Below are 16,487 nucleotides of genomic sequence, written 5' to 3' on the forward strand. Positions count from 1 at the left end.
CTCGCAAGCCCGAACGGCGCGCCGGCTTTTTCCGGCTGGCGTGTTATTTTCGAAAATGACCGGGACGCCAGCCGCCGCGCGTCGGGATCACGGCGATTTCCTATCTTCGTCCTTCCGATGGTAGCCGGCCGATTCCACTTCAGGAGAGATCTTCGCGCGACGACCGCCTTGCAATAATTTTCGTAAACAGTATTATTTTCGAAAATGCAGTTTGGGGAGGCGGGGCGAAATCATGAGGGCGGTGCTGGTGCGTCAGCCGGGTGGGCCGGATGCACTCGAATTGGTCGAGCTCCCGGTGCCCGTGCCGGGCGCCGGGCAGGTGCAGATCCGGGCCGAGGCGTTCGGGGTCGGGCAGCCCGACGCGCTGATCCGGCGCGGCGTCTACAAATGGATGCCGCCGCTGCCGGCCAATCCCGGCAATGATGTCGCGGGCCGCATTTCCGCGCTCGGGCCCGGCATGGAGGGGCTTGCCGTCGGCCAGAAGGTGCTGCTGAGCGCGCGCGACCTGTCGCAACGTGGCGGCTGCTACGCCGACTACGTGGTTGCCCCCGCGGACGCCGTTCACGCATTGCCCGACCATGTCGATCTGCAAGCCGCCGTGTGCCTGTCGAACTATCAGGTGGCCTACGCACTCCTGCACGAATGCCGCCACCCACGCGCGCCGGCAAGCGTGCTGGTGATCGGCGCGGCCGGCGGCGTCGGCACCGCGCTGGTGCAGCTCGCCAAGCTCGCGCAGATGACCGTGATCGGCACGGTCTCGACCGAAGAGAAGGCGGAGTTCGCGAAGGCGAACGGTGCCGATCACATCATCTTCTACCGCCGCGAGGATGTCGTGGCGCGAACCCGCGAGCTGACCAACGGCGAGGGCGTCGGCCTCGTGCTCGATCACGTCTGCGGGCCGGAGTTCACCGCCTATCTCGGCGCGCTCGGCAAATGGGGGACGCTGCTCTCCTACAACGCCTTCGCGGGCCTTCCGGAAGAGAACCTGATGGCGGCGATGCGCAATCACCTCGACATCTGTCCCGCCGTGCGCTGCTTCTCCTTCCACATCTACGACCACGATCGCGACGGCCGCCGCGCCCTGATGCGCAGCGTGATCGAGGCCCTGAGCCGCAATGCCATCAAGCCGGCCGTCTCGGCGGTCCTGAAGCTGGACCAGGTCAGGCAGGCCCACGCGCTGCTCGAGCAGGGCTCGGCGCTCGGCAAGATCATCATGACGCCATGAGGGGATGGACGGCACGATGACATCACACGCCGAACTTCGCTCGTGCGCCCGTTCGGAGCATGCCGCCATCTTCTGAATGCGCCGGGTTCGCCCGTCAGGCGGCCCGGCCTGGAGAACGTCGCCTTCGCTGCGGCCAACGATAGAACGGTCAAAAAAGGGAGAACGCATCCATGCGATGGATGAGACGGCTTGCTGCGGCAACGTTTCTGCTTGGCGGGTTTCTCGCCGCCGGCACAGTGGCACTTGCGGACAATTATCCGTCGCGCCCGATCCGCCTGCTGCACGGATTTGCCGCAGGCGGCGCGGCCGACACGCTGTCGCGCATCATCGCCGACGGGCTCGCGAGACGGCTCGGGCAGCCGATCATCGTCGAGGCCAAACCGGGCGCCGGCGGCAACCTCGCGGCGGATGCCGTCGCCAAGGCGGCGCCTGACGGCTACACGCTCGGGCTCGTCACCGGCGCCCACGCGATTTCCGCGGCGACCTACAAGAGCCTCGCCTACCAGCCCGCGGACAGTTTCGAGATGATCTCGACGCTGGTCTACTACGCGCTCGTCATTGCCGTGCGCAGTGACTACGCGGCGAAGTCGCTGGGCGAGCTCGTCGCCATGGCGAAGGAGAAGCCCGGCTCGCTCAGCTTCGGTTCGGTCGGTTTCGGCAGCACGCATCACCTTGCGGGCGAGCTGCTGAATGCAACGGCCGGCATCGAGATCGTGCATGTGCCGTATCGCGGCGATTCGCAGTCCGTCACCGCGCTTCTCGGCGGAGAGGTTCCGGTCATCGTCGGCACGCCGGTCCTGCTCGCGCCGCAAATCCAGAGCGGCGCGATCCGCGGCCTTGCGGTGACCTCGCCGACGCGGACTGCGCTATTGCCTGACGTCCCGACGGTTCAGGAGGCCGGCATCAAGGGATACGACGTGCGCACCTGGGCCGGCCTGCTGGCCCCGAAGGGAACGCCGCCCGCCATCATCGCCGCGCTCAATGCAGCGACGCTCGATGCGCTCAAGGACCCAGACCTCAGGCAACGTCTGGAGACGGCCGTCGGCGGCGAGGTCCGTGGCGGCTCGCCGGCGGAGATGAAGGCGCTGATCGAAACCGAGATCACCAAATGGTCGGGCGTGGTCGAGCGGGCGAAGATCCCGAAGATCTGATCCACGGGGGCCGCAGCGCCGCTGCTGCGGCCCCCGTCAGATGCCGTCTTCTCCTATCTGCCGGAGCCGGCCTCCTGGGTTGTCAGCAGGCGGTGCTTCACCGTCCGCGCAATCGCCGCAGGTGCCTCTTCGGGAATCGCAAAACAGGAACTCGCGTTGATCTCGCACAGGACGTAAGTGTCGGCGCCTGCCGCGTTGCGAGGTCCGTAGAGGAAGTCCGCGTCCCAGATCACCGGCAGCGAGGATTCATCGATGTCGAGCGTGTCCATCATCTGCGGCGTCCATTCGTTCTCCATCGATCTTCGCAGCGCCTGGAACGGTGGAGCATCGGGTCCGTGCATGATGCGCGGGCCGGGTTGCGCCTCCGCTGCATCGGGGCCTTCCGGCGGCGGCGGGATCAAGGCCTTGATCCGTTGCTGGCCAAAGCCCGCGACCTTGGAGCCGCTCATGTAGCAGCGGATCATCCCGTCGGGCAGGCGCGATTGAAATGCCTGATCGATGATGCAGCCGCCCCAGCCGAAATAGGGTTCGCACCGGGCGATGAAGGCATCGAGCGGCATGTCCTCAGGCAGGCTGCCGCGCGTTGCATGGAGGACGCGAACCATGGCGCTCGCCTCTGCAATGGCCTCCACTTTCCAGACGCCCTGGCCTCCATTGCCGCGGTTTTGTTTCAGCACGCGCGGTCCGTCGGTCTGAAGGCGCGACGGAAACTCGGCGCGGAAGCTTGCGGCCGTGTCGTAGCGATGCGTGTCGGCGCCCCAGCCCAGGTGGCGCGTTCTGTAAAGGACTTCCTTGACGCCCATCTTCAGGATGACGTCCGGGTGCGCGCTCACCCATGGCCCTCGCGCCGCGACGTCGCGGAGCAGGGGATCGAGGTCAGCGCGTGTCTTGCCTTGATGGATCGGGTCGACCCAGACGAGCACGCCGTCGACCGCAAGCAATTGATCGCGGACGGCGTCGGCAAAGGTTTCGTCGTAGATGACGGGCCGGGCTTCGATGCCGGCGGCGGCGAGTGCCTCGAAGACGCGGACGAAGCGGCTGTTCTGCGGTGTGGCATCCGCCCGCGCGGCGGCATCGCCGCGTGAGAGGATGGCAACGGTGGATCGGAGAGGAAAGTGTTGTTCGGTATCCATGCGCAAGCTCCACGAAGTGCGTGCTGCGCAGAGCTTGGACCGAAGTCTCATGGGGGGTCTGCATTGCCCCCATGCGGACGACCTTACGTGAGATCGGCCTCGGCTTTCAAGACGGTCGCGCGGTTCCACCCGGGGCCTACCCGGTGCTTTCGCGCGACGCGCAGGTTGACAGCTCGGCGTTCCGGGTTTTCTATTTCAGGCAACGGGGATGTGCGATCTCCCCGTGAGGCGTCATGCCCAAGAATCGCGTCCTGATCGTCACCAAGGGCGCAGCATGTCACCCCACACTCCGAATTCATCTGACAGATCGTTTCGGCTCATCGCTCCCGCGCGGCGCGCCGGAGCCTGTCGGCGCGCATACCGACAAGGGCGTCCCGGCGGACCTGCGTCAGGGGCGTGACCTCTCGATCTGCGCCATTTGGAAGGGCAGCGTCGCAAAAGCGGACTTCACCTGGGGCGGGACATGACCGGGAGAACGACCATGCGAACATGGACAATCTTTTTCACCTTCCTGTTTCTGGCGATCGCGGCTGGCGTGCCGACCGCACGCGCGCTGACTCAAGACGAGTTGATCGCCAGGATCCAGGCGGCTGGCTACACGCAGGTCAGCGAGATCAAGTCGACGGCGGAGGGGACGACCGCCAAGGCGGTCAAGAACGGCAAGCCGGTGCGGCTCCTTATCGACGGTGCCGGCCAGATCAAAGAGCAGAACTGAACTCCGGAAACCGGATTTCGCTCGAGGGAGCAGATCAATGCGAAGTGCAATTCTGCCGCTGATGGGCATCGGCGCATGCTTCGTCGCGACCGCTCACGCGCAGGATGTCGACTGGCAGAAGGTCGATGATGCGCTGGGCCGAAAGCCGGCCGTCGCCGGCGACGTGCATCGTTATGGCTTTCCCCGCACCGACCTCACGGTGACGCTCGACGGCGTCACCATCAAGCCTTCGCTGGCGCTGGGCGGCTGGGTCGCGTTCAAGCCCGCGCATGGCGCCGTCATGGCAATGGGCGATCTGGTGCTGCTCGAATCGGAAATCAACCCGGTCATGCAGAAGATGATCGAGAGCGGGTTGGAGATTACGGCTGTTCACAACCATCTGCTCGGCGCGGTCCCGGCGACATTCTACATGCATGTGGCCGGGCACGGTGATCCGCTCAAGATCGCGACCGCCATCAGGACCGCGCTTGCCGAGAGCAAGACGCCTATGTTGGCGCCGGCTCCGGCGGTCCCGCCGCCTGCCATTGATCTCGACACGGCCAAGCTCGATCAGATCATCGGCGTCAAGGGGCAGGCCAACGGCGGTGTCTATCAGTTCAACGTTCCCCGCCGCGATCCGATTACCGAGCACGGAATGCAGTTAAGTCCCGTCGGCCCCATGGGCGTTGCGACCGGTGTCAACTTCCAGCCGACCGGCGGCGGCAGGGCGGCCATCACCGGCGACTTCGTGCTGATCGGCGACGAGGTGAATCCCGTGATCATGGCGCTCCGGTCCCATGGCATCTCCGTAACGGCGCTTCATAGCCACATGCTGGACGAGCAGCCGCGTCTTTTCTTCATGCACTTCTGGGCGAACGACGACGCGATCAAGCTCGCCAATGGCGTGCGTGCCGCGCTCGACAAGACGGCGAGTACGAAGAACTGATGTCCGATCTGTATCGGTCTCTGATCGGGCCGTCGGGGCGAAATGCGTTCTTCGTTCGTGCCTACCTGGCTTCGATCACCTCGCCGTCCTCCTTCACAAACCGGCCGAGGGGATTGTCCAGGAGGTCGACGACGGCTTCGGAGGGCCGGCACAGTCGCGTGCCCTTCGCCGTCACCACGATCGGACGATTGATCAGAATGGGATGTGCCATCATCGCGTCGAGCAGTTCATCGTCCGTCCATTTGGGGTCGGCAAGGCCGAGCTCCTTGTACGGCGTCCCCTTCTCGCGCAGCAATGCGCGGACCGATATTCCCATCGCTGCGATAAGTTGCTTGAGCGTTTCGCGCGATGGTGGGGTCTTGAGGTATTCAATAACGGTGGGCTCGGCACCGCTCTGCCGGATCATCGCGAGCGTGTTGCGCGAGGTTCCGCATTCAGGATTGTGATAGATCGTGACGCTCATCGGAATGTCTCCGCGATTGGGACCGGGGTCTGGCTCGTGATCGTTGTGTTGCGCGCGGTTGGCGGCTTATGGCGACGTCACTGGCGGGCCTCCGCCGGCGTGGAGACCTTGCCGGCACCGGCTTCGTACCAGCCTCTGGTCGCCTTCACGATGCGGACGACGGACAGCATCACCGGGACCTCGACAAGGACGCCGACGACGGTCGCAAGCGCCGCGCCGGAGTCGAGGCCGAACAGGCTGATCGCGGCAGCGACCGCCAGTTCGAAGAAATTGCTCGCGCCGATGAGGGCGGCTGGAGCGGCAACGCACCAGGCCACGCCGAACCGCCGGCTGAGCCAATAGGCCAGGCCCGCATTGAAATAGACCTGAACGAGGATCGGGACGGCGAGGATCGCGATGACGCCGGGCTGCCTGACGATCTGTTCTCCCTGAAAGCCGAACAGCAAAACCAATGTCGCCAGAAGCGCGGCGAGCGAAAGAGGCTGCAGCGTCCGCAGGCTGCGGGCGAAGGCATCGCCGCCCTTTTGCAGCAGCACCCTTCGCCACGCTTGCGCGACGATCACGGGGACCACGATGTAGAGCAAAACCGAGAGCAGCAGCGTGCCCCAGGGAACGCTGATGGAGGCGACCCCGAGCAGCAGTCCGACCAGCGGTGCAAACAGGAAAACCATGATCACGTCGTTGAGCGCGACCTGGCTCAGCGTATAGTGCGGCTCCCCCTCGCACAAATTGGACCATACGAACACCATCGCGGTGCAGGGCGCGGCGGCCAGCAGGATCAGGCCCGCGATGTAGGACGGGATCTGGCCCGCCGGCAGCATGGGTGCGAACACATGGCCGATGAAGAACGAGCCGAGCAGCGCCATCGAGAATGGCTTGACAGCCCAGTTGATGAAAAGGGTGACGCCGACGCCGCGCCAATGCTCACGGACCTGGCCCAGCGAGCCGAAGTCGATCTTCAGCAACATCGGCACGATCATCAGCCAGATCAGCACCGCGACCGGCAAATTGACTTTGGCAATCTCGGCGGTCGCGACCGCACCGAAGAAGCTGGGCATGATATGTCCCAGCGCCACGCCGGCAACGATGCAGAGCGCGACCCAGAGGGTCAGGTATCGTTCGAACAGTCCCATCAGCCTGCCTTCGGCGTTGAATGGCTCGCACCATCGGCGCGGCCGATCTCGCGCAGCCTGGTGCCGAGCGAGAGCTTGTCGATGCTCCTCAGTGGAAGATTCACGAAGGTGTCGATCCGGTTCTTGAGGTAGCGGAACGCGGTGACGAACGCCGCCTGCTTCTCCAGATCGGTGCCCTCGGCTGCGGCGGGATCCTCGATGCCCCAGTGCGCGGTCATCGGCTGCCCCGGCCAGATGGGGCAGACCTCGCCGGCGGCATTGTCACAAACGGTGAAGACGAAATCCATCACCGGCGCATCGGGAGCAGCGAACTCCAGCCAGCTCTTCGAGCGCATCCCGTCGGTGGGATAGTCCATGCTTTCCAGCGTGCGCAGCGCCAGCGGGTGGACCGCGCCTTTCGGGGTGCTTCCGGCGGAGAATGCCTGAAAGCGGCTGGCTCCGTCCTTCCTGAGGATCGACTCGGCGAGGATCGAGCGTGCTGAATTGCCGGTACACAGGAACAGGACATTGTAGATTTGATCAGGCACGGATACGCCCCTTTCGCTTTGGAGAGCAGCAGGCTTGGAGGCTTTCGACGACCGGCTCGCAAACTTCCGGTCGCCCGCCGCAGCAATCCCGAAGCAGGAAAACCGCGACGTCGCGAAACTCGGCGAGGTTGGCGCGATAGACGATCGAACGGCTGCGCCGCTCGGAGGTCACGAGGCGCGCGCGCGTCAAGATCGACAGATGGGCCGAAAGCGTGTTGGGCGGCACTTCCAGCTGGCGCGCGAGGTCGCCTGCCGCAAGGCCATCGGGCTCATGTTTGACCAACGTCCGGAAGGCCTCCAGACGGGTCGATTGGGACAGCGCCGCGAGGGCGAGAACGGCTTCTTCAGCTTCCATATATCCAGATTTATGGAATTATTAGATGCTCGTCAATCCGAAATCCGGAGGGCCCGTCAAGCGTCGGAAGGAGCTATTCGGCCGCATTGGCTTGAGGGCATCGATTGGCGCGCATCGCAAATTACCGCATCAAGTGGAAATCATGGCGGGCGGGTGCCAACGGCGGCCACAGAAGCGCGCGAACGATAAGCGGAATACCAACGGCCAGCGGTATCAGCCAGTACATGAAATGGGGCAGGTCCTTCCAAAGCGGAAGCTGCCTTCCGTTGTCTACGTAGAAAGCAACCAGCACCAGTATGTACGACAGGCCCATCCCAGCTATATGCAGCCTGACCCAATACCACCAGCGGCGCCGGAGCGCGGTGCGCCCGATCCAGGCGCAAGTGAATGACAACACACCGAGTACGAACAAGTGATAGTTTTCGGCCCAGCGCATAAGTGACAGTAACGTCGCGGACGCGACGAGCGCCAGCAGGGACCAGAAATAGGTCGTCCCAAGCCTCGAATGACGCCCGCGACGCTTCTCACTCAACATCGCGATTGCGCCGATCGCAACGCACGCAAGGCCCAGGGGAATATGCAGCCCCAGGACCACCGCCAGAAAGAAGGCGTCGGTCGAAGGAATTTCGATGCCAGCCACGATGGTCGTTTCTCCGCCTGTCATGGCGTTGCTCCCATCTTGCAGTTCATCATCGACTCGGCCGACGAGAACGGTCGTTTGACGGCGAATGCGCCGGCGCCGCAGACAATGCAAAGCATGCAGCAACCGATCAGGACGGCCGCATAGCTTCCGGCCCAATCGACGCTTGCCGCGAAAGGCAGTGGGCCGAATGCTGCGCCGGCAATGCCGAAGACGAACGACGCGCCCCTGATTGCGCCGAGATGGTCGCGGCCGAAATACTGCGCATAGCCGGCGGCGTTGATGGCTTGCTGCGAACCGTACGCCCCTCCCAGACTCAGCGCGTACAGCACACTGATGGCGACGCCGCTGCTAAACGCCGGAAGAGCCGTCGCCAGCGCAAGCATGAACATCGCGAGCGGAACCAGGTGCCGGGGTTCATAGCGATCCACCAGAAATCCGGTGCCGAGTGTCGCAACGGCTTGAACGCCGGCAAGAAGCGACAGCAGTAGCAGCGCGTCGCTGTGTGCGATCCCGGCCGTCCGCATGATTGAGAAGTGATTGAGCAAGAGCGCGGTGCCGATGGCATTGGTGAGAAAGCCTGCCGCGCACAGCAGCCAGAATACGCCGGTACGGAGCGCCTGCTTGTGCGTAAACGAAGGCTCCTCCCGTAGATCTTGCGTAGTCGGCGGTAGCCCGGCGTCCGTGCTGAGGCCGTATTTCTCCGGCCGATCGCGAAACAGGGCAGCCGCAACCGGCAGAATGGTGAGTGCAACAAGTCCGGCGAGGGCGAGATAGGCGCCTCGCCAGCCGTAGAGCGAGATCAGGCTATCGATCAGCTTCGGGAAGGTCATGGAACCGGCCGCGAGTCCGAGACTGGCTGCTGCAGCGGCAATCCCGCGCCGACGTACGAACCATAGATTGACGACCTGCTGACTGACGAGGCTGAGGCCGCCGATCGCAGCGCCGCGCAACAGCGCGAAGCCGATGAGCAACATCATTGCTGTTTGAACAGCCGCCATGAGCGTGCAGGCCAGGGCGAGGCCACCGGCGATGATGGTCGCCGTTAGGCGCGGTCCGCGCCGGTCGATCCAGCGACCGATCACGGGTGCCGGCAGGATTCCCGCAAGCGTTCCCACTGCATAAGCGATTGAGGCTGATGTGCGAGAGATTCCGAGATCGGCGGTGATGGGGTCGAAGAAAACGGAAACGCCTGCCGTTTGGCCGGGCAGCGTCATGAACGAGCCGAATGTGCCCGCGCCCAGTACGATCCAGCCATAATGGAGAGCCGACGTTCGGGGGCTCACCATCCGCATCTGATCAACTCGCCCGGCGTGTCGCCGCCGCCGGCGCGTCACTCGCAAATCCCTCGCAGCAATGCTCGCGCAAGAACGCGATGACTCCGTCCATGCGATCGTATCGAGCGCGGCAGATCACCGTGCGCCCGTTTTTTTCCTGTGCGACGAGGCCAGCGGTGACCAGCCCGCGGAGATGAAAGGCGAGCGTCGAGGCCGGTACGTCGAGGCGGGTCTGGATATCGGTGATGCTAAGGCCGGGCGGCCCGGCTCGAACCAGCAGCCGATATATGTCCAGGCGCGTCAAATTGCCTAGTTCCGCCAGACAGCGCGCAGCGATTTTCCGGTTCATGGGTTCCACGATACCGCAAACCCTAGGGAATTACAACTATAATGCTAGTTTTATGGTCTGATGGAGGTCGAGCTCCGAAAGTAACACGACCTTTGTTGGCGCGTTGGCGCCAAACGACTAGAATGGGTCTTGTCTTGCGATCGAGGAAAGCCGGCAATGCAAACGCAATCGGTTATTACGTGTCCGGTCTGTCATCACGCGTCAGCCGAGACCATGCCGACTGACGCCTGCCAGTTCTTCTACGATTGCAAGGGGTGCGGGGCCCGGCTCAAGCCCAAGAGCGGCGATTGCTGCGTCTTTTGTTCGTACGGATCGGTCCCTTGTCCGCCGATCCAGCAGAACGGAAAGTGCTGTTGATGCCAGCCTCTGCCGGAGCGGTCTCAACTGTATTTCCAATATTCTAGAAATACAGTTGACCGCGCCGGCGGCTCGGTGCATTGTCTCGTCATGAAGATCGACGACGCAGCAGCACGCCTGGAAGCCCTGGGTAACCGGACACGGCTTCAGATCTATCGGGCCCTGGTCCGGGCCGGACGGTCGGGCATGCCCGTCGGCCGCTTGCAGGACAAGCTGAAGATCCCGGCCTCGACGCTGTCGCATCACATCAAGTCTCTGGTCGCGGTCGGACTCATCAGCCAGGTCCGCGAATCGACGACCCTGGTCTGTCACGCGAACTATGACTTGATGCGGGGCCTGGTCGATTTCCTGGCGGCGGAGTGCTGTGCGGACGAAGCCGGATGCAAGGGCGCCCGGACGGCGGCCTGATTTTTTCGGCTCGGTTATTCGAAATTTCTAGAATTATAGGATGACAAGATGCGTGATGGGAAGATGGTAGCTATCGTCGGGGCAGGGCCCGTCGGCCTCGCTGCGGCCGCGCATGTGCTCGCACGGGGCATGTCGCCCGTCGTGCTGGAGGCCGGGCCGGAGGCTGGACATGCGATCCGCCAGTGGCAGCACGTGCAGCTGTTCTCGCCGTGGGAGTACAACATCGACAAGGCCGCCGCGCGTCTGCTCGCGCCGACGGGATGGAATTCGCCGGACCCTCAGTCCTATCCGACCGGCGGCGAGTTGCTCGATCGATATCTCACGCCGCTTGCGACGCGAACGCCGCTGCGTGAGGCGATCCGGACCTCCAGCCGCGTCTCGGCGATCAGCCGTGTCGGCTTCGACAAGGCCAGGACCAGGGGACGCGAGCAGGCGCCGTTCGAGATCCGCTACCGGAACGGCCGCGGCCCCGAGGTACTGCGCGCGGATGCCGTGATCGATACGTCAGGCACATGGTTCTCCCCCAATCCGGCCGGGAGCAACGGTTTGACGGCGATCGGCGAGCCCGAGTGCGCCGGCCGCGTCGCCTACGGCATGCCGGATGTGCGAGGCGCCGCTCGTTCCAGATATGCCGGGAAGACCGTTGCCGTCCTGGGCGCCGGCCATTCCGCCGTGGGTACGCTGATCGATCTCGTGCATCTCGCGGGCGAGGTGCCAGGTACGCAACCGGTCTGGCTCTTGCGCGGCGCCGATCCCGCCAAGGCTTTCGGCGGCGGCCGCAACGACAAGCTGGCCGCGCGCGGCGAGCTCGGCACCGCCTTCGCCGCGCTCGTTGCCGCCGGGAAGATCAGGATCGAAACCGAATTCGGCGTCACGCACCTTTCGGACTCCGAAGGCCGGCTCAAGATCGCCGCGGGCGCCTTGAGCGGTGCGCGACAGGTGATCGCGGACGAATTGATCGTGTCGACCGGTTTCCGTCCCGACTTTTCGTTCCTGTCCGAGCTGCGCCTGCGGCTCGATCCCGCCATCGAGGCACCGGTCGCGCTGGCGCCGCTGATCGATCCCAACGAACATAGCTGCGGCACGGTGCGCCCGCACGGCGCCCGCGAGCTCGCGCATGATGAGCCGGGTTTCTACCTGGCCGGCATGAAGTCCTACGGCCGAGCGCCGACCTTCCTCATGATGACGGGTTATGAGCAGGTCCGCTCGATCGTGGCCGATATCGCCGGCGACAAGCGCGCCGCGGCGAGAGTCGAGCTTGTGTTGCCCGAGACCGGCGTCTGTACGCGCGGCGGCCTTGAGACCGCTGCCGCCGCGTCGGGATGCTGCGGCGGACCGGCGAAGGACGTTTCGTCGGCCTGCTGCGCCGCCGACGAAACCGCGAAGACGTCGGGCGCTTCGGGGTGTGGCTGCTCATGAGGCACTCCGCTCCGCACCCGCTCGCCGAAGGACCGGCGCTCGGCACCCTGCCAACCCCGGCGCTGTCTTCCCCGCAATGGAGGGCAAAATTCGAAGCTTGAGCGGCCGGTCTCTGATTGCGGTGATGTGCATCGGCCAGGTCGGCAACCTGCTGCCGCATGTGACGCTGTCCGCGAACCTGGCGCAGCACCTGATGCCGGCGTGGGGACTTTCCGCGGCCGAAGGCGGCCTGATGGCAAGCGGCTATGCGTTCGGCTACATGCTCGCAGTGCCGGTGCTGACGACGCTGACCGACCGGATCGATGCGCGGCTGGTCCTGCTCTGGGGCTCGATCGTCAGCGGGCTCGCCACCGCGGCGTTCGGCATGTTCGCGCAGGGGTTCTGGTCGGGCACGGCGATCTGGTCGCTTGCAGGGCTCGGATTTGCGGGCGCCTACATGCCCGGCCTGAAAGCCCTGACCGACCGGCTTCCCGCGGGCGACACCTCGCGGGCCGTCACGCTGTACACGTCGAGCTTCTCGGTGGGTGTCGGCCTCTCGTTCCTGGTGGCGCAACTGATCGCCGACAGGTGGGGTTGGCGGACGGCTTTCCTCGTGACCGGCTTCGGTCCGGTCGCAATGGTCGGCGCGTGCCTCCTGATCGACCCGCGGCGACCCGTGCCGAAAGCCGGGCGTCTGCTGAACTTCGCTCCCGTCTTCGCCAACCGCGAGGCGCTCGGATACATCCTCGGCTATGGTGCGCACTGCTTCGAGCTCTATGGCATCCGGCCTGGCTGGTGGGGTTCTGGACCTTCGTCGTCGCTCATCAGGGCGCGCCGGCCTGGTTGAGCCCCGTTGTGCTGAGCTTCTGCTTCGCGGTGATCTCGATGCCCGCTAGCATCCTTGGCAACGAGGCGGCGCTGAAATTCGGCCGCCATCGCGCGATCACGATCGTGATGATTGCGTCGGCTTGCGTCGCGCTGGTCATTGGCCTCAACGCGACGGCCCCGGCATGGCTGCTCGCACTGCTGCTGCTCCTCTATGGCCTGACCGTGCCGGCCGATTCCGGCGCGTTGACCGCGGGCATGTCGGCCGCCGCCGCATCCGAACATCGCGGCGCGACGCTCGCCTTGCACTCGACGGTTGGTTTCGGCCTGTCAGCGGTTGGCGCGTGGGGGACCGGCGCTGCGCTCGACGCGGCCGGAGGCCCGCAGAGCGCGACCGGCTGGCTGCTGGCGTTCATCGTCCTCGCCGCCGGCATCGCGCTGGGGCCGCTCGCGCTGCTGTGGGCGCGGAGCGGCGCCGACGGGGGCCGGAAGCGGACAATCAAACGGGCAGGACTAGAACGTCTCTGATGCCTCGCTCGCGCCGTCATCGTCGGCCTGGAGGATGGTCTCCGACAGCAGCGCAGCGGCTTTCTGCAGCGGAGCGATGAACCGATCCAGCTCGGCGAAGCTCACGCGGGCCACGGGAACGGAGACGCCGAGGCACGCGATCAGTTCGCGATCCGGAGACAGGATGGGAACGGCGCAGCCGACGACCCCCCGCACGTACTCTTCGTTGGTCTTGGCCCAGCCGCGTTTGCGCGTCTCGTCGAGGACTTTCATCAGGCTTTCGACGTCGACGATCGTCGTCTCGGTGTATTTGGTGAGCGTGAGTGCGCGGCACAGCTTCTCGCGCGCTCGCTCCGGCAATCGACTCATGTAGATCTTGCCGGTCGACGTGCAGTGGAGCGGTGCCGCTTCGCCCGGATTGAATTGGAGCCCCTGCGGTTGCGACACGCGGACGCTGTCGACGTAGGCGACGACATTGTCCCGCACGACACCGATCTCGCATTGCTCGCCGATTTCGGCCGCGACTGCGCGGAGCACGGCGTGCCGGCGCGCGGTGCGGAAAGCTGCGCCGATGACCTTGGCCGACAGCGTGACCAGCTGGTTGCCGACCACGTAGCGCTTCGTTCCCAGAGCTTTCTGAAGAAGCCCGCGCTGCTCCAGATTGCCGATCAGGCGATGCGCCGTCGGCAGCGGGAGAGCCAGCGCGTTGGCGATTTCCGCAACCGAGACAGCTCTGACTTGACCGGCGACATGGCCAACGATGGCGAAGGCCCGGTCGAGCGGTCCGTCGGAATTGGTTTGCGGCATCTACTCATCCTTGCGTGACATCCCATATAATTATCATTTTTCGGAATAAATACTATTGAAATATGAAAATTACTCTTGGCCGCACCGGCGGAGTGCTCATATCGTTGGCGCCGCCGAAAGGTGATCAGGATTTGTGCAGCGCAGCCAGAGCCCTGCCGGGCGCGCTCATCAGGAGAGTGGGATGTCTCGCCATTACGACGTCGGTGCCGTGCGGAAGGAATTTCCGGCTGTCGAGCGCATCACCTATCTCGACGCCGGCTTCCAGACGCCGCTCGCGCGCCCGGTCAAGGCGGCGATCGATCTCTTCCTCCGCGAGGGCCTTGAGACGGCCGGCCCCAAGAGCGTGTGGCTCGATCGCGTCGAGCAGACCCGCGAGAAGCTGGCGCGGTTTCTCGGCGTAGCGGCCGACGAGATCGCCTTCACCAAGAACACCTCGGAAAGCATGAACATTGCCGCCAACGCGCTGCCCCTGCGCGCCGGCGACAAGGTGCTGATGATCCATGGCGATCATCCCAACAACGCCTATGCGTTCCTCAATCTGCGGCGCAAGGGCGTGACGGTCGAGTTCGTGCCGATGACGGAGATCGTGAACGCCGACAGCCTTCGTCCGCACATCGACGCGAGCACGCGGGCGATCTCGATGTCGCAGGTGACCTTCCACGCCGGTCATCGTTTTGACGTCGAAAGCATCGGCGCCCTCTGTGACGAGAAGGGGCTCTATTTCGTCGTCGACGTCATGCAGGCGATCGGCGTCGTGCCGATCGATGCGAAAGCCATGCGGGCGACCTTCATCGGGTCGGGCAGCCACAAGGGCTTGCTTGTGCCGCAGGGGCTTGGGCTGCTGTATTGGGACAAATCGAGGATTGAGCTCGAGCCCGCCTATCTCGCCGCCGCCAGCCTTGCGGAGGTCCCGGCCGATCTCATCGCCCGGCCCGACCAGCTCGAGCTGGCCCCGAGCGCGCGCCGCTTCGAGCTCGGCAATTTCAATCTTCCGGCGATCCATGCGCTCGGTGCCTCCCTCGACATGATCGAAGCGCTCGGCGTGCAGAACATCCAGAACCATTGTCTCGATCTCGGCGATCATCTCATCGCGGGGCTCGACGCGCTGGACGTTCGTCTCGTCGGTCCCCGCGATCGGCAGCACCGCGCGCCGCACATCTACGTCATCGCGCTTCCTGCGGGCGAATGGCTCGGTCATTTCGAGCAGAATGGCGTCCGCGTGTCGCCGGAGCGCGATGGCATTCGCGTGTCGTTCGGGATGTTCAACACTTTCGCCGATGTCGATCGCCTGATCGACATCATCAAGCGGCGCGGCGTGAAGCCGTCGTCCAGGGCCGCCTAGGCTGTTCTTCAGAGGGGAGATGCACATGACGAGTTTTGCGCGTGTATGGGGCGGCCTAATCGGCCTTGCGGCCGTCGGCACCCTCGCTGGGCCGTCGATCGCGGCCGACAGCCCCACGCTCGCCAAGATCAAATCGAGCGGTGCCATCACCATCGGCCACCGCGAGGCCTCCATTCCGTTCTCGTATCTCGGTCCCGATCAAAAGCCGATCGGCTTTTCACTGGACCTCTGCGCCGGCATCGTCGAGCGCATCAAGGTGGAGCTCAGCCTGCCCAATCTCGCCGTCAACTATACGCCGGTGAACTCGTCCAACCGGATTCCGCTCATCCAAAGCGGCACCGTCGATATCGAGTGTGGCGGCACGGCGAACGACAGGAAGCGGCAGGAGCAGGTCTCGTTCTCCGTCGCCACCTTCGTCAGCCAGCCGCGCTGGCTGGTCAAGGCCGACAGCGGCGTGAAGACGGCCGGCGATCTCAAGGGCAAGACGATCGTCGTGACCCAGGGTTCCAATGCCGTCGGCTTCGCGCAAGGCGTGAATGCCAAGGAGCAGCTCGGCTTCAACATCGTCCAGGCGAAAGACCACGCGGAATCCTTCCTGATGCTCAACACCGGCCGCGCGGCCGCCTTCATGGAGGACGATATCCTGCTCGCCGGCCTCAAGGCCGCGGCTCCGAAGCCGGACGCGCTGATATTTCTCCCCGAGGGTTACGCGAAGATCTATTATGGTCTGATGTTCACGAAGGGCGATGCCGGCTTCAAGGCGCTCGTCGACGACGTCCTGTCGAAGCAGATGGCGTCGGGGCAGTTCGAAAAGACCTACGCGAAGTGGTTCACGCGGGGGATTCCGCCAAAGGGCGAGAATCTTGCCTTTCCGCTGACCGACGAACTGAAGGAACGGATCGCGCATCCCAGCGATGCCGTCGATTAGTCGGAGAACCATATCGCGGAAT

The 16,487-nt window shown here is 64.5% G+C and carries 19 protein-coding genes and 1 pseudogene; 11 read left to right on the forward strand and 9 right to left on the reverse strand.

The features are described 5' to 3' along the window. Positions 1–232 precede the first annotated feature (232 nt). Both WN73_RS29735 and WN73_RS29740 read left to right on the forward strand, forming a co-directional pair. A complete protein-coding gene (locus tag WN73_RS29735; RefSeq protein WP_271555827.1) occupies positions 233–1,225 on the forward strand; it encodes a zinc-dependent alcohol dehydrogenase family protein in 993 nt (330 codons plus the stop codon). Between the two features lie 170 nt (positions 1,226–1,395). Further along, a complete protein-coding gene (locus WN73_RS29740; RefSeq protein ID WP_271555829.1) occupies positions 1,396–2,376 on the forward strand; it encodes a tripartite tricarboxylate transporter substrate binding protein in 981 nt (326 codons plus the stop codon). Positions 2,377–2,429: 53 nt separating this feature from the next. Here the strand turns inward: WN73_RS29740 and WN73_RS29745 are convergent, their stop codons facing one another. Continuing rightward, positions 2,430–3,509 (reverse strand): Cj0069 family protein, encoded by a 1,080-nt coding sequence (locus WN73_RS29745; protein WP_161535767.1) that lies wholly within the window; start codon positions 3,507–3,509, stop codon positions 2,430–2,432. Between the two features lie 233 nt (positions 3,510–3,742). Between WN73_RS29745 and WN73_RS29750 the strand changes: the two genes are divergently transcribed. Genes WN73_RS29750 through WN73_RS29760 form a run of 3 tightly spaced genes read left to right on the forward strand, consistent with a single transcriptional unit; the run spans position 3,743 to position 5,149 of the window. Further along, entirely contained in the window at positions 3,743–3,976 is a 234-nt protein-coding gene (locus tag WN73_RS29750; RefSeq protein ID WP_271555830.1) for a hypothetical protein, read from the forward strand. A gap of 14 nt (positions 3,977–3,990) precedes the next feature. Then, positions 3,991–4,224: a hypothetical protein gene (locus tag WN73_RS29755; protein ID WP_271555832.1), complete on the forward strand. Its 234-nt coding sequence runs from the start codon at positions 3,991–3,993 to the stop codon at positions 4,222–4,224. 37 nt (positions 4,225–4,261) lie between these two features. Beyond that, positions 4,262–5,149 carry a DUF1259 domain-containing protein gene (locus tag WN73_RS29760; protein ID WP_271555833.1) on the forward strand — a complete coding sequence of 296 codons (888 nt, stop codon included), beginning with the start codon at positions 4,262–4,264 and terminating at the stop codon, positions 5,147–5,149. A gap of 61 nt (positions 5,150–5,210) precedes the next feature. Here WN73_RS29760 and arsC read toward each other — a convergent pair whose 3' ends face one another. From arsC to WN73_RS29795, 7 genes are all read right to left on the reverse strand, one after another. After that, positions 5,211–5,612 carry an arsenate reductase (glutaredoxin) gene (gene arsC, locus WN73_RS29765; RefSeq protein ID WP_011085868.1) on the reverse strand — a complete coding sequence of 134 codons (402 nt, stop codon included), beginning with the start codon at positions 5,610–5,612 and terminating at the stop codon, positions 5,211–5,213. Positions 5,613–5,689: 77 nt separating this feature from the next. Then, complete coding sequence (gene arsB, locus WN73_RS29770; protein ID WP_011085869.1) at positions 5,690–6,745, reverse strand: ACR3 family arsenite efflux transporter; 1,056 nt, start codon at positions 6,743–6,745, stop codon at positions 5,690–5,692. Beyond that, entirely contained in the window at positions 6,745–7,272 is a 528-nt protein-coding gene (locus WN73_RS29775; protein WP_271555837.1) for an arsenate reductase ArsC, read from the reverse strand. The genes arsB and WN73_RS29775 overlap by 1 nt, the downstream gene beginning before the upstream one ends. Beyond that, on the reverse strand, positions 7,265–7,627 hold the full coding sequence (locus tag WN73_RS29780) for an ArsR/SmtB family transcription factor (protein WP_060911190.1): 363 nt from the start codon (positions 7,625–7,627) through the stop codon (positions 7,265–7,267). Before WN73_RS29780 ends, WN73_RS29775 begins: the two co-directional genes overlap by 8 nt. A gap of 121 nt (positions 7,628–7,748) precedes the next feature. After that, positions 7,749–8,291, reverse strand: coding sequence for a hypothetical protein (locus tag WN73_RS29785; protein WP_060911191.1), 543 nt, complete (start codon positions 8,289–8,291; stop codon positions 7,749–7,751). Beyond that, positions 8,288–9,562, reverse strand: coding sequence for an MFS transporter (locus WN73_RS29790; RefSeq protein ID WP_271555840.1), 1,275 nt, complete (start codon positions 9,560–9,562; stop codon positions 8,288–8,290). The genes WN73_RS29785 and WN73_RS29790 overlap by 4 nt, the downstream gene beginning before the upstream one ends. 4 nt (positions 9,563–9,566) lie before the next feature. Further along, complete coding sequence (locus WN73_RS29795; protein ID WP_028172265.1) at positions 9,567–9,893, reverse strand: ArsR/SmtB family transcription factor; 327 nt, start codon at positions 9,891–9,893, stop codon at positions 9,567–9,569. A gap of 156 nt (positions 9,894–10,049) precedes the next feature. On the opposite strand from WN73_RS29795, the gene WN73_RS29800 reads away from it, so the two are divergent. The 4 genes and pseudogenes from WN73_RS29800 (at position 10,050) to WN73_RS29815 (ending at position 13,409) form a co-directional block, all read left to right on the forward strand. Then, positions 10,050–10,250, forward strand: a complete 201-nt coding sequence (locus tag WN73_RS29800; protein ID WP_074077126.1) for a GDCCVxC domain-containing (seleno)protein — start codon at positions 10,050–10,052, stop codon at positions 10,248–10,250. Between the two features lie 90 nt (positions 10,251–10,340). Continuing rightward, positions 10,341–10,658 (forward strand): ArsR/SmtB family transcription factor, encoded by a 318-nt coding sequence (locus WN73_RS29805; protein ID WP_060911193.1) that lies wholly within the window; start codon positions 10,341–10,343, stop codon positions 10,656–10,658. 48 nt (positions 10,659–10,706) lie between these two features. Next, positions 10,707–12,077 carry an NAD(P)-binding domain-containing protein gene (locus tag WN73_RS29810; RefSeq protein WP_271555843.1) on the forward strand — a complete coding sequence of 457 codons (1,371 nt, stop codon included), beginning with the start codon at positions 10,707–10,709 and terminating at the stop codon, positions 12,075–12,077. 124 nt (positions 12,078–12,201) lie between these two features. Then, positions 12,202–13,409: pseudogene (locus WN73_RS29815) on the forward strand (MFS transporter). Here the strand turns inward: WN73_RS29815 and WN73_RS29820 are convergent. Next, entirely contained in the window at positions 13,395–14,195 is an 801-nt protein-coding gene (locus tag WN73_RS29820) for an IclR family transcriptional regulator (protein ID WP_011085878.1), read from the reverse strand. The pseudogene WN73_RS29815 and the gene WN73_RS29820 sit on opposite strands and share 15 nt — an antisense overlap. A 181-nt stretch (positions 14,196–14,376) precedes the next feature. Between WN73_RS29820 and WN73_RS29825 the strand changes: the two genes are divergently transcribed. Both WN73_RS29825 and WN73_RS29830 read left to right on the forward strand, forming a co-directional pair. Continuing rightward, positions 14,377–15,537: an aminotransferase class V-fold PLP-dependent enzyme gene (locus WN73_RS29825; RefSeq protein ID WP_271555846.1), complete on the forward strand. Its 1,161-nt coding sequence runs from the start codon at positions 14,377–14,379 to the stop codon at positions 15,535–15,537. A 19-nt stretch (positions 15,538–15,556) separates the two neighbouring features. Then, a complete protein-coding gene (locus tag WN73_RS29830; RefSeq protein ID WP_271555848.1) occupies positions 15,557–16,465 on the forward strand; it encodes an amino acid ABC transporter substrate-binding protein in 909 nt (302 codons plus the stop codon). Positions 16,466–16,487: the final 22 nt, after the last annotated feature.

Source organism: Bradyrhizobium sp. CCBAU 45394, from assembly GCF_028128655.1.
GTDB lineage: Bacteria > Pseudomonadota > Alphaproteobacteria > Rhizobiales > Xanthobacteraceae > Bradyrhizobium > Bradyrhizobium diazoefficiens.

Bases quoted from the DNA above. Each gene is read 5' to 3' on its own strand.
- WN73_RS29735 (WP_271555827.1), top strand. From the start codon at position 233: ATGAGGGCGGTGCTGGTGCGTCAGCCGGGTGGGCCGGATGCACTCGAA.
- WN73_RS29740 (WP_271555829.1), top strand. From the start codon at position 1,396: ATGCGATGGATGAGACGGCTTGCTGCGGCAACGTTTCTGCTTGGCGGG.
- WN73_RS29745 (WP_161535767.1), bottom strand. From the start codon at position 3,509: ATGGATACCGAACAACACTTTCCTCTCCGATCCACCGTTGCCATCCTC.
- WN73_RS29750 (WP_271555830.1), top strand. From the start codon at position 3,743: ATGCCCAAGAATCGCGTCCTGATCGTCACCAAGGGCGCAGCATGTCAC.
- WN73_RS29755 (WP_271555832.1), top strand. From the start codon at position 3,991: ATGCGAACATGGACAATCTTTTTCACCTTCCTGTTTCTGGCGATCGCG.
- WN73_RS29760 (WP_271555833.1), top strand. From the start codon at position 4,262: ATGCGAAGTGCAATTCTGCCGCTGATGGGCATCGGCGCATGCTTCGTC.
- arsC (WP_011085868.1), bottom strand. From the start codon at position 5,612: ATGAGCGTCACGATCTATCACAATCCTGAATGCGGAACCTCGCGCAAC.
- arsB (WP_011085869.1), bottom strand. From the start codon at position 6,745: ATGGGACTGTTCGAACGATACCTGACCCTCTGGGTCGCGCTCTGCATC.
- WN73_RS29780 (WP_060911190.1), bottom strand. From the start codon at position 7,627: ATGGAAGCTGAAGAAGCCGTTCTCGCCCTCGCGGCGCTGTCCCAATCG.
- WN73_RS29785 (WP_060911191.1), bottom strand. From the start codon at position 8,291: ATGACAGGCGGAGAAACGACCATCGTGGCTGGCATCGAAATTCCTTCG.
- WN73_RS29790 (WP_271555840.1), bottom strand. From the start codon at position 9,562: ATGCGGATGGTGAGCCCCCGAACGTCGGCTCTCCATTATGGCTGGATC.
- WN73_RS29795 (WP_028172265.1), bottom strand. From the start codon at position 9,893: ATGAACCGGAAAATCGCTGCGCGCTGTCTGGCGGAACTAGGCAATTTG.
- WN73_RS29800 (WP_074077126.1), top strand. From the start codon at position 10,050: ATGCAAACGCAATCGGTTATTACGTGTCCGGTCTGTCATCACGCGTCA.
- WN73_RS29805 (WP_060911193.1), top strand. From the start codon at position 10,341: ATGAAGATCGACGACGCAGCAGCACGCCTGGAAGCCCTGGGTAACCGG.
- WN73_RS29810 (WP_271555843.1), top strand. From the start codon at position 10,707: ATGCGTGATGGGAAGATGGTAGCTATCGTCGGGGCAGGGCCCGTCGGC.
- WN73_RS29820 (WP_011085878.1), bottom strand. From the start codon at position 14,195: ATGCCGCAAACCAATTCCGACGGACCGCTCGACCGGGCCTTCGCCATC.
- WN73_RS29825 (WP_271555846.1), top strand. From the start codon at position 14,377: ATGTCTCGCCATTACGACGTCGGTGCCGTGCGGAAGGAATTTCCGGCT.
- WN73_RS29830 (WP_271555848.1), top strand. From the start codon at position 15,557: ATGCACATGACGAGTTTTGCGCGTGTATGGGGCGGCCTAATCGGCCTT.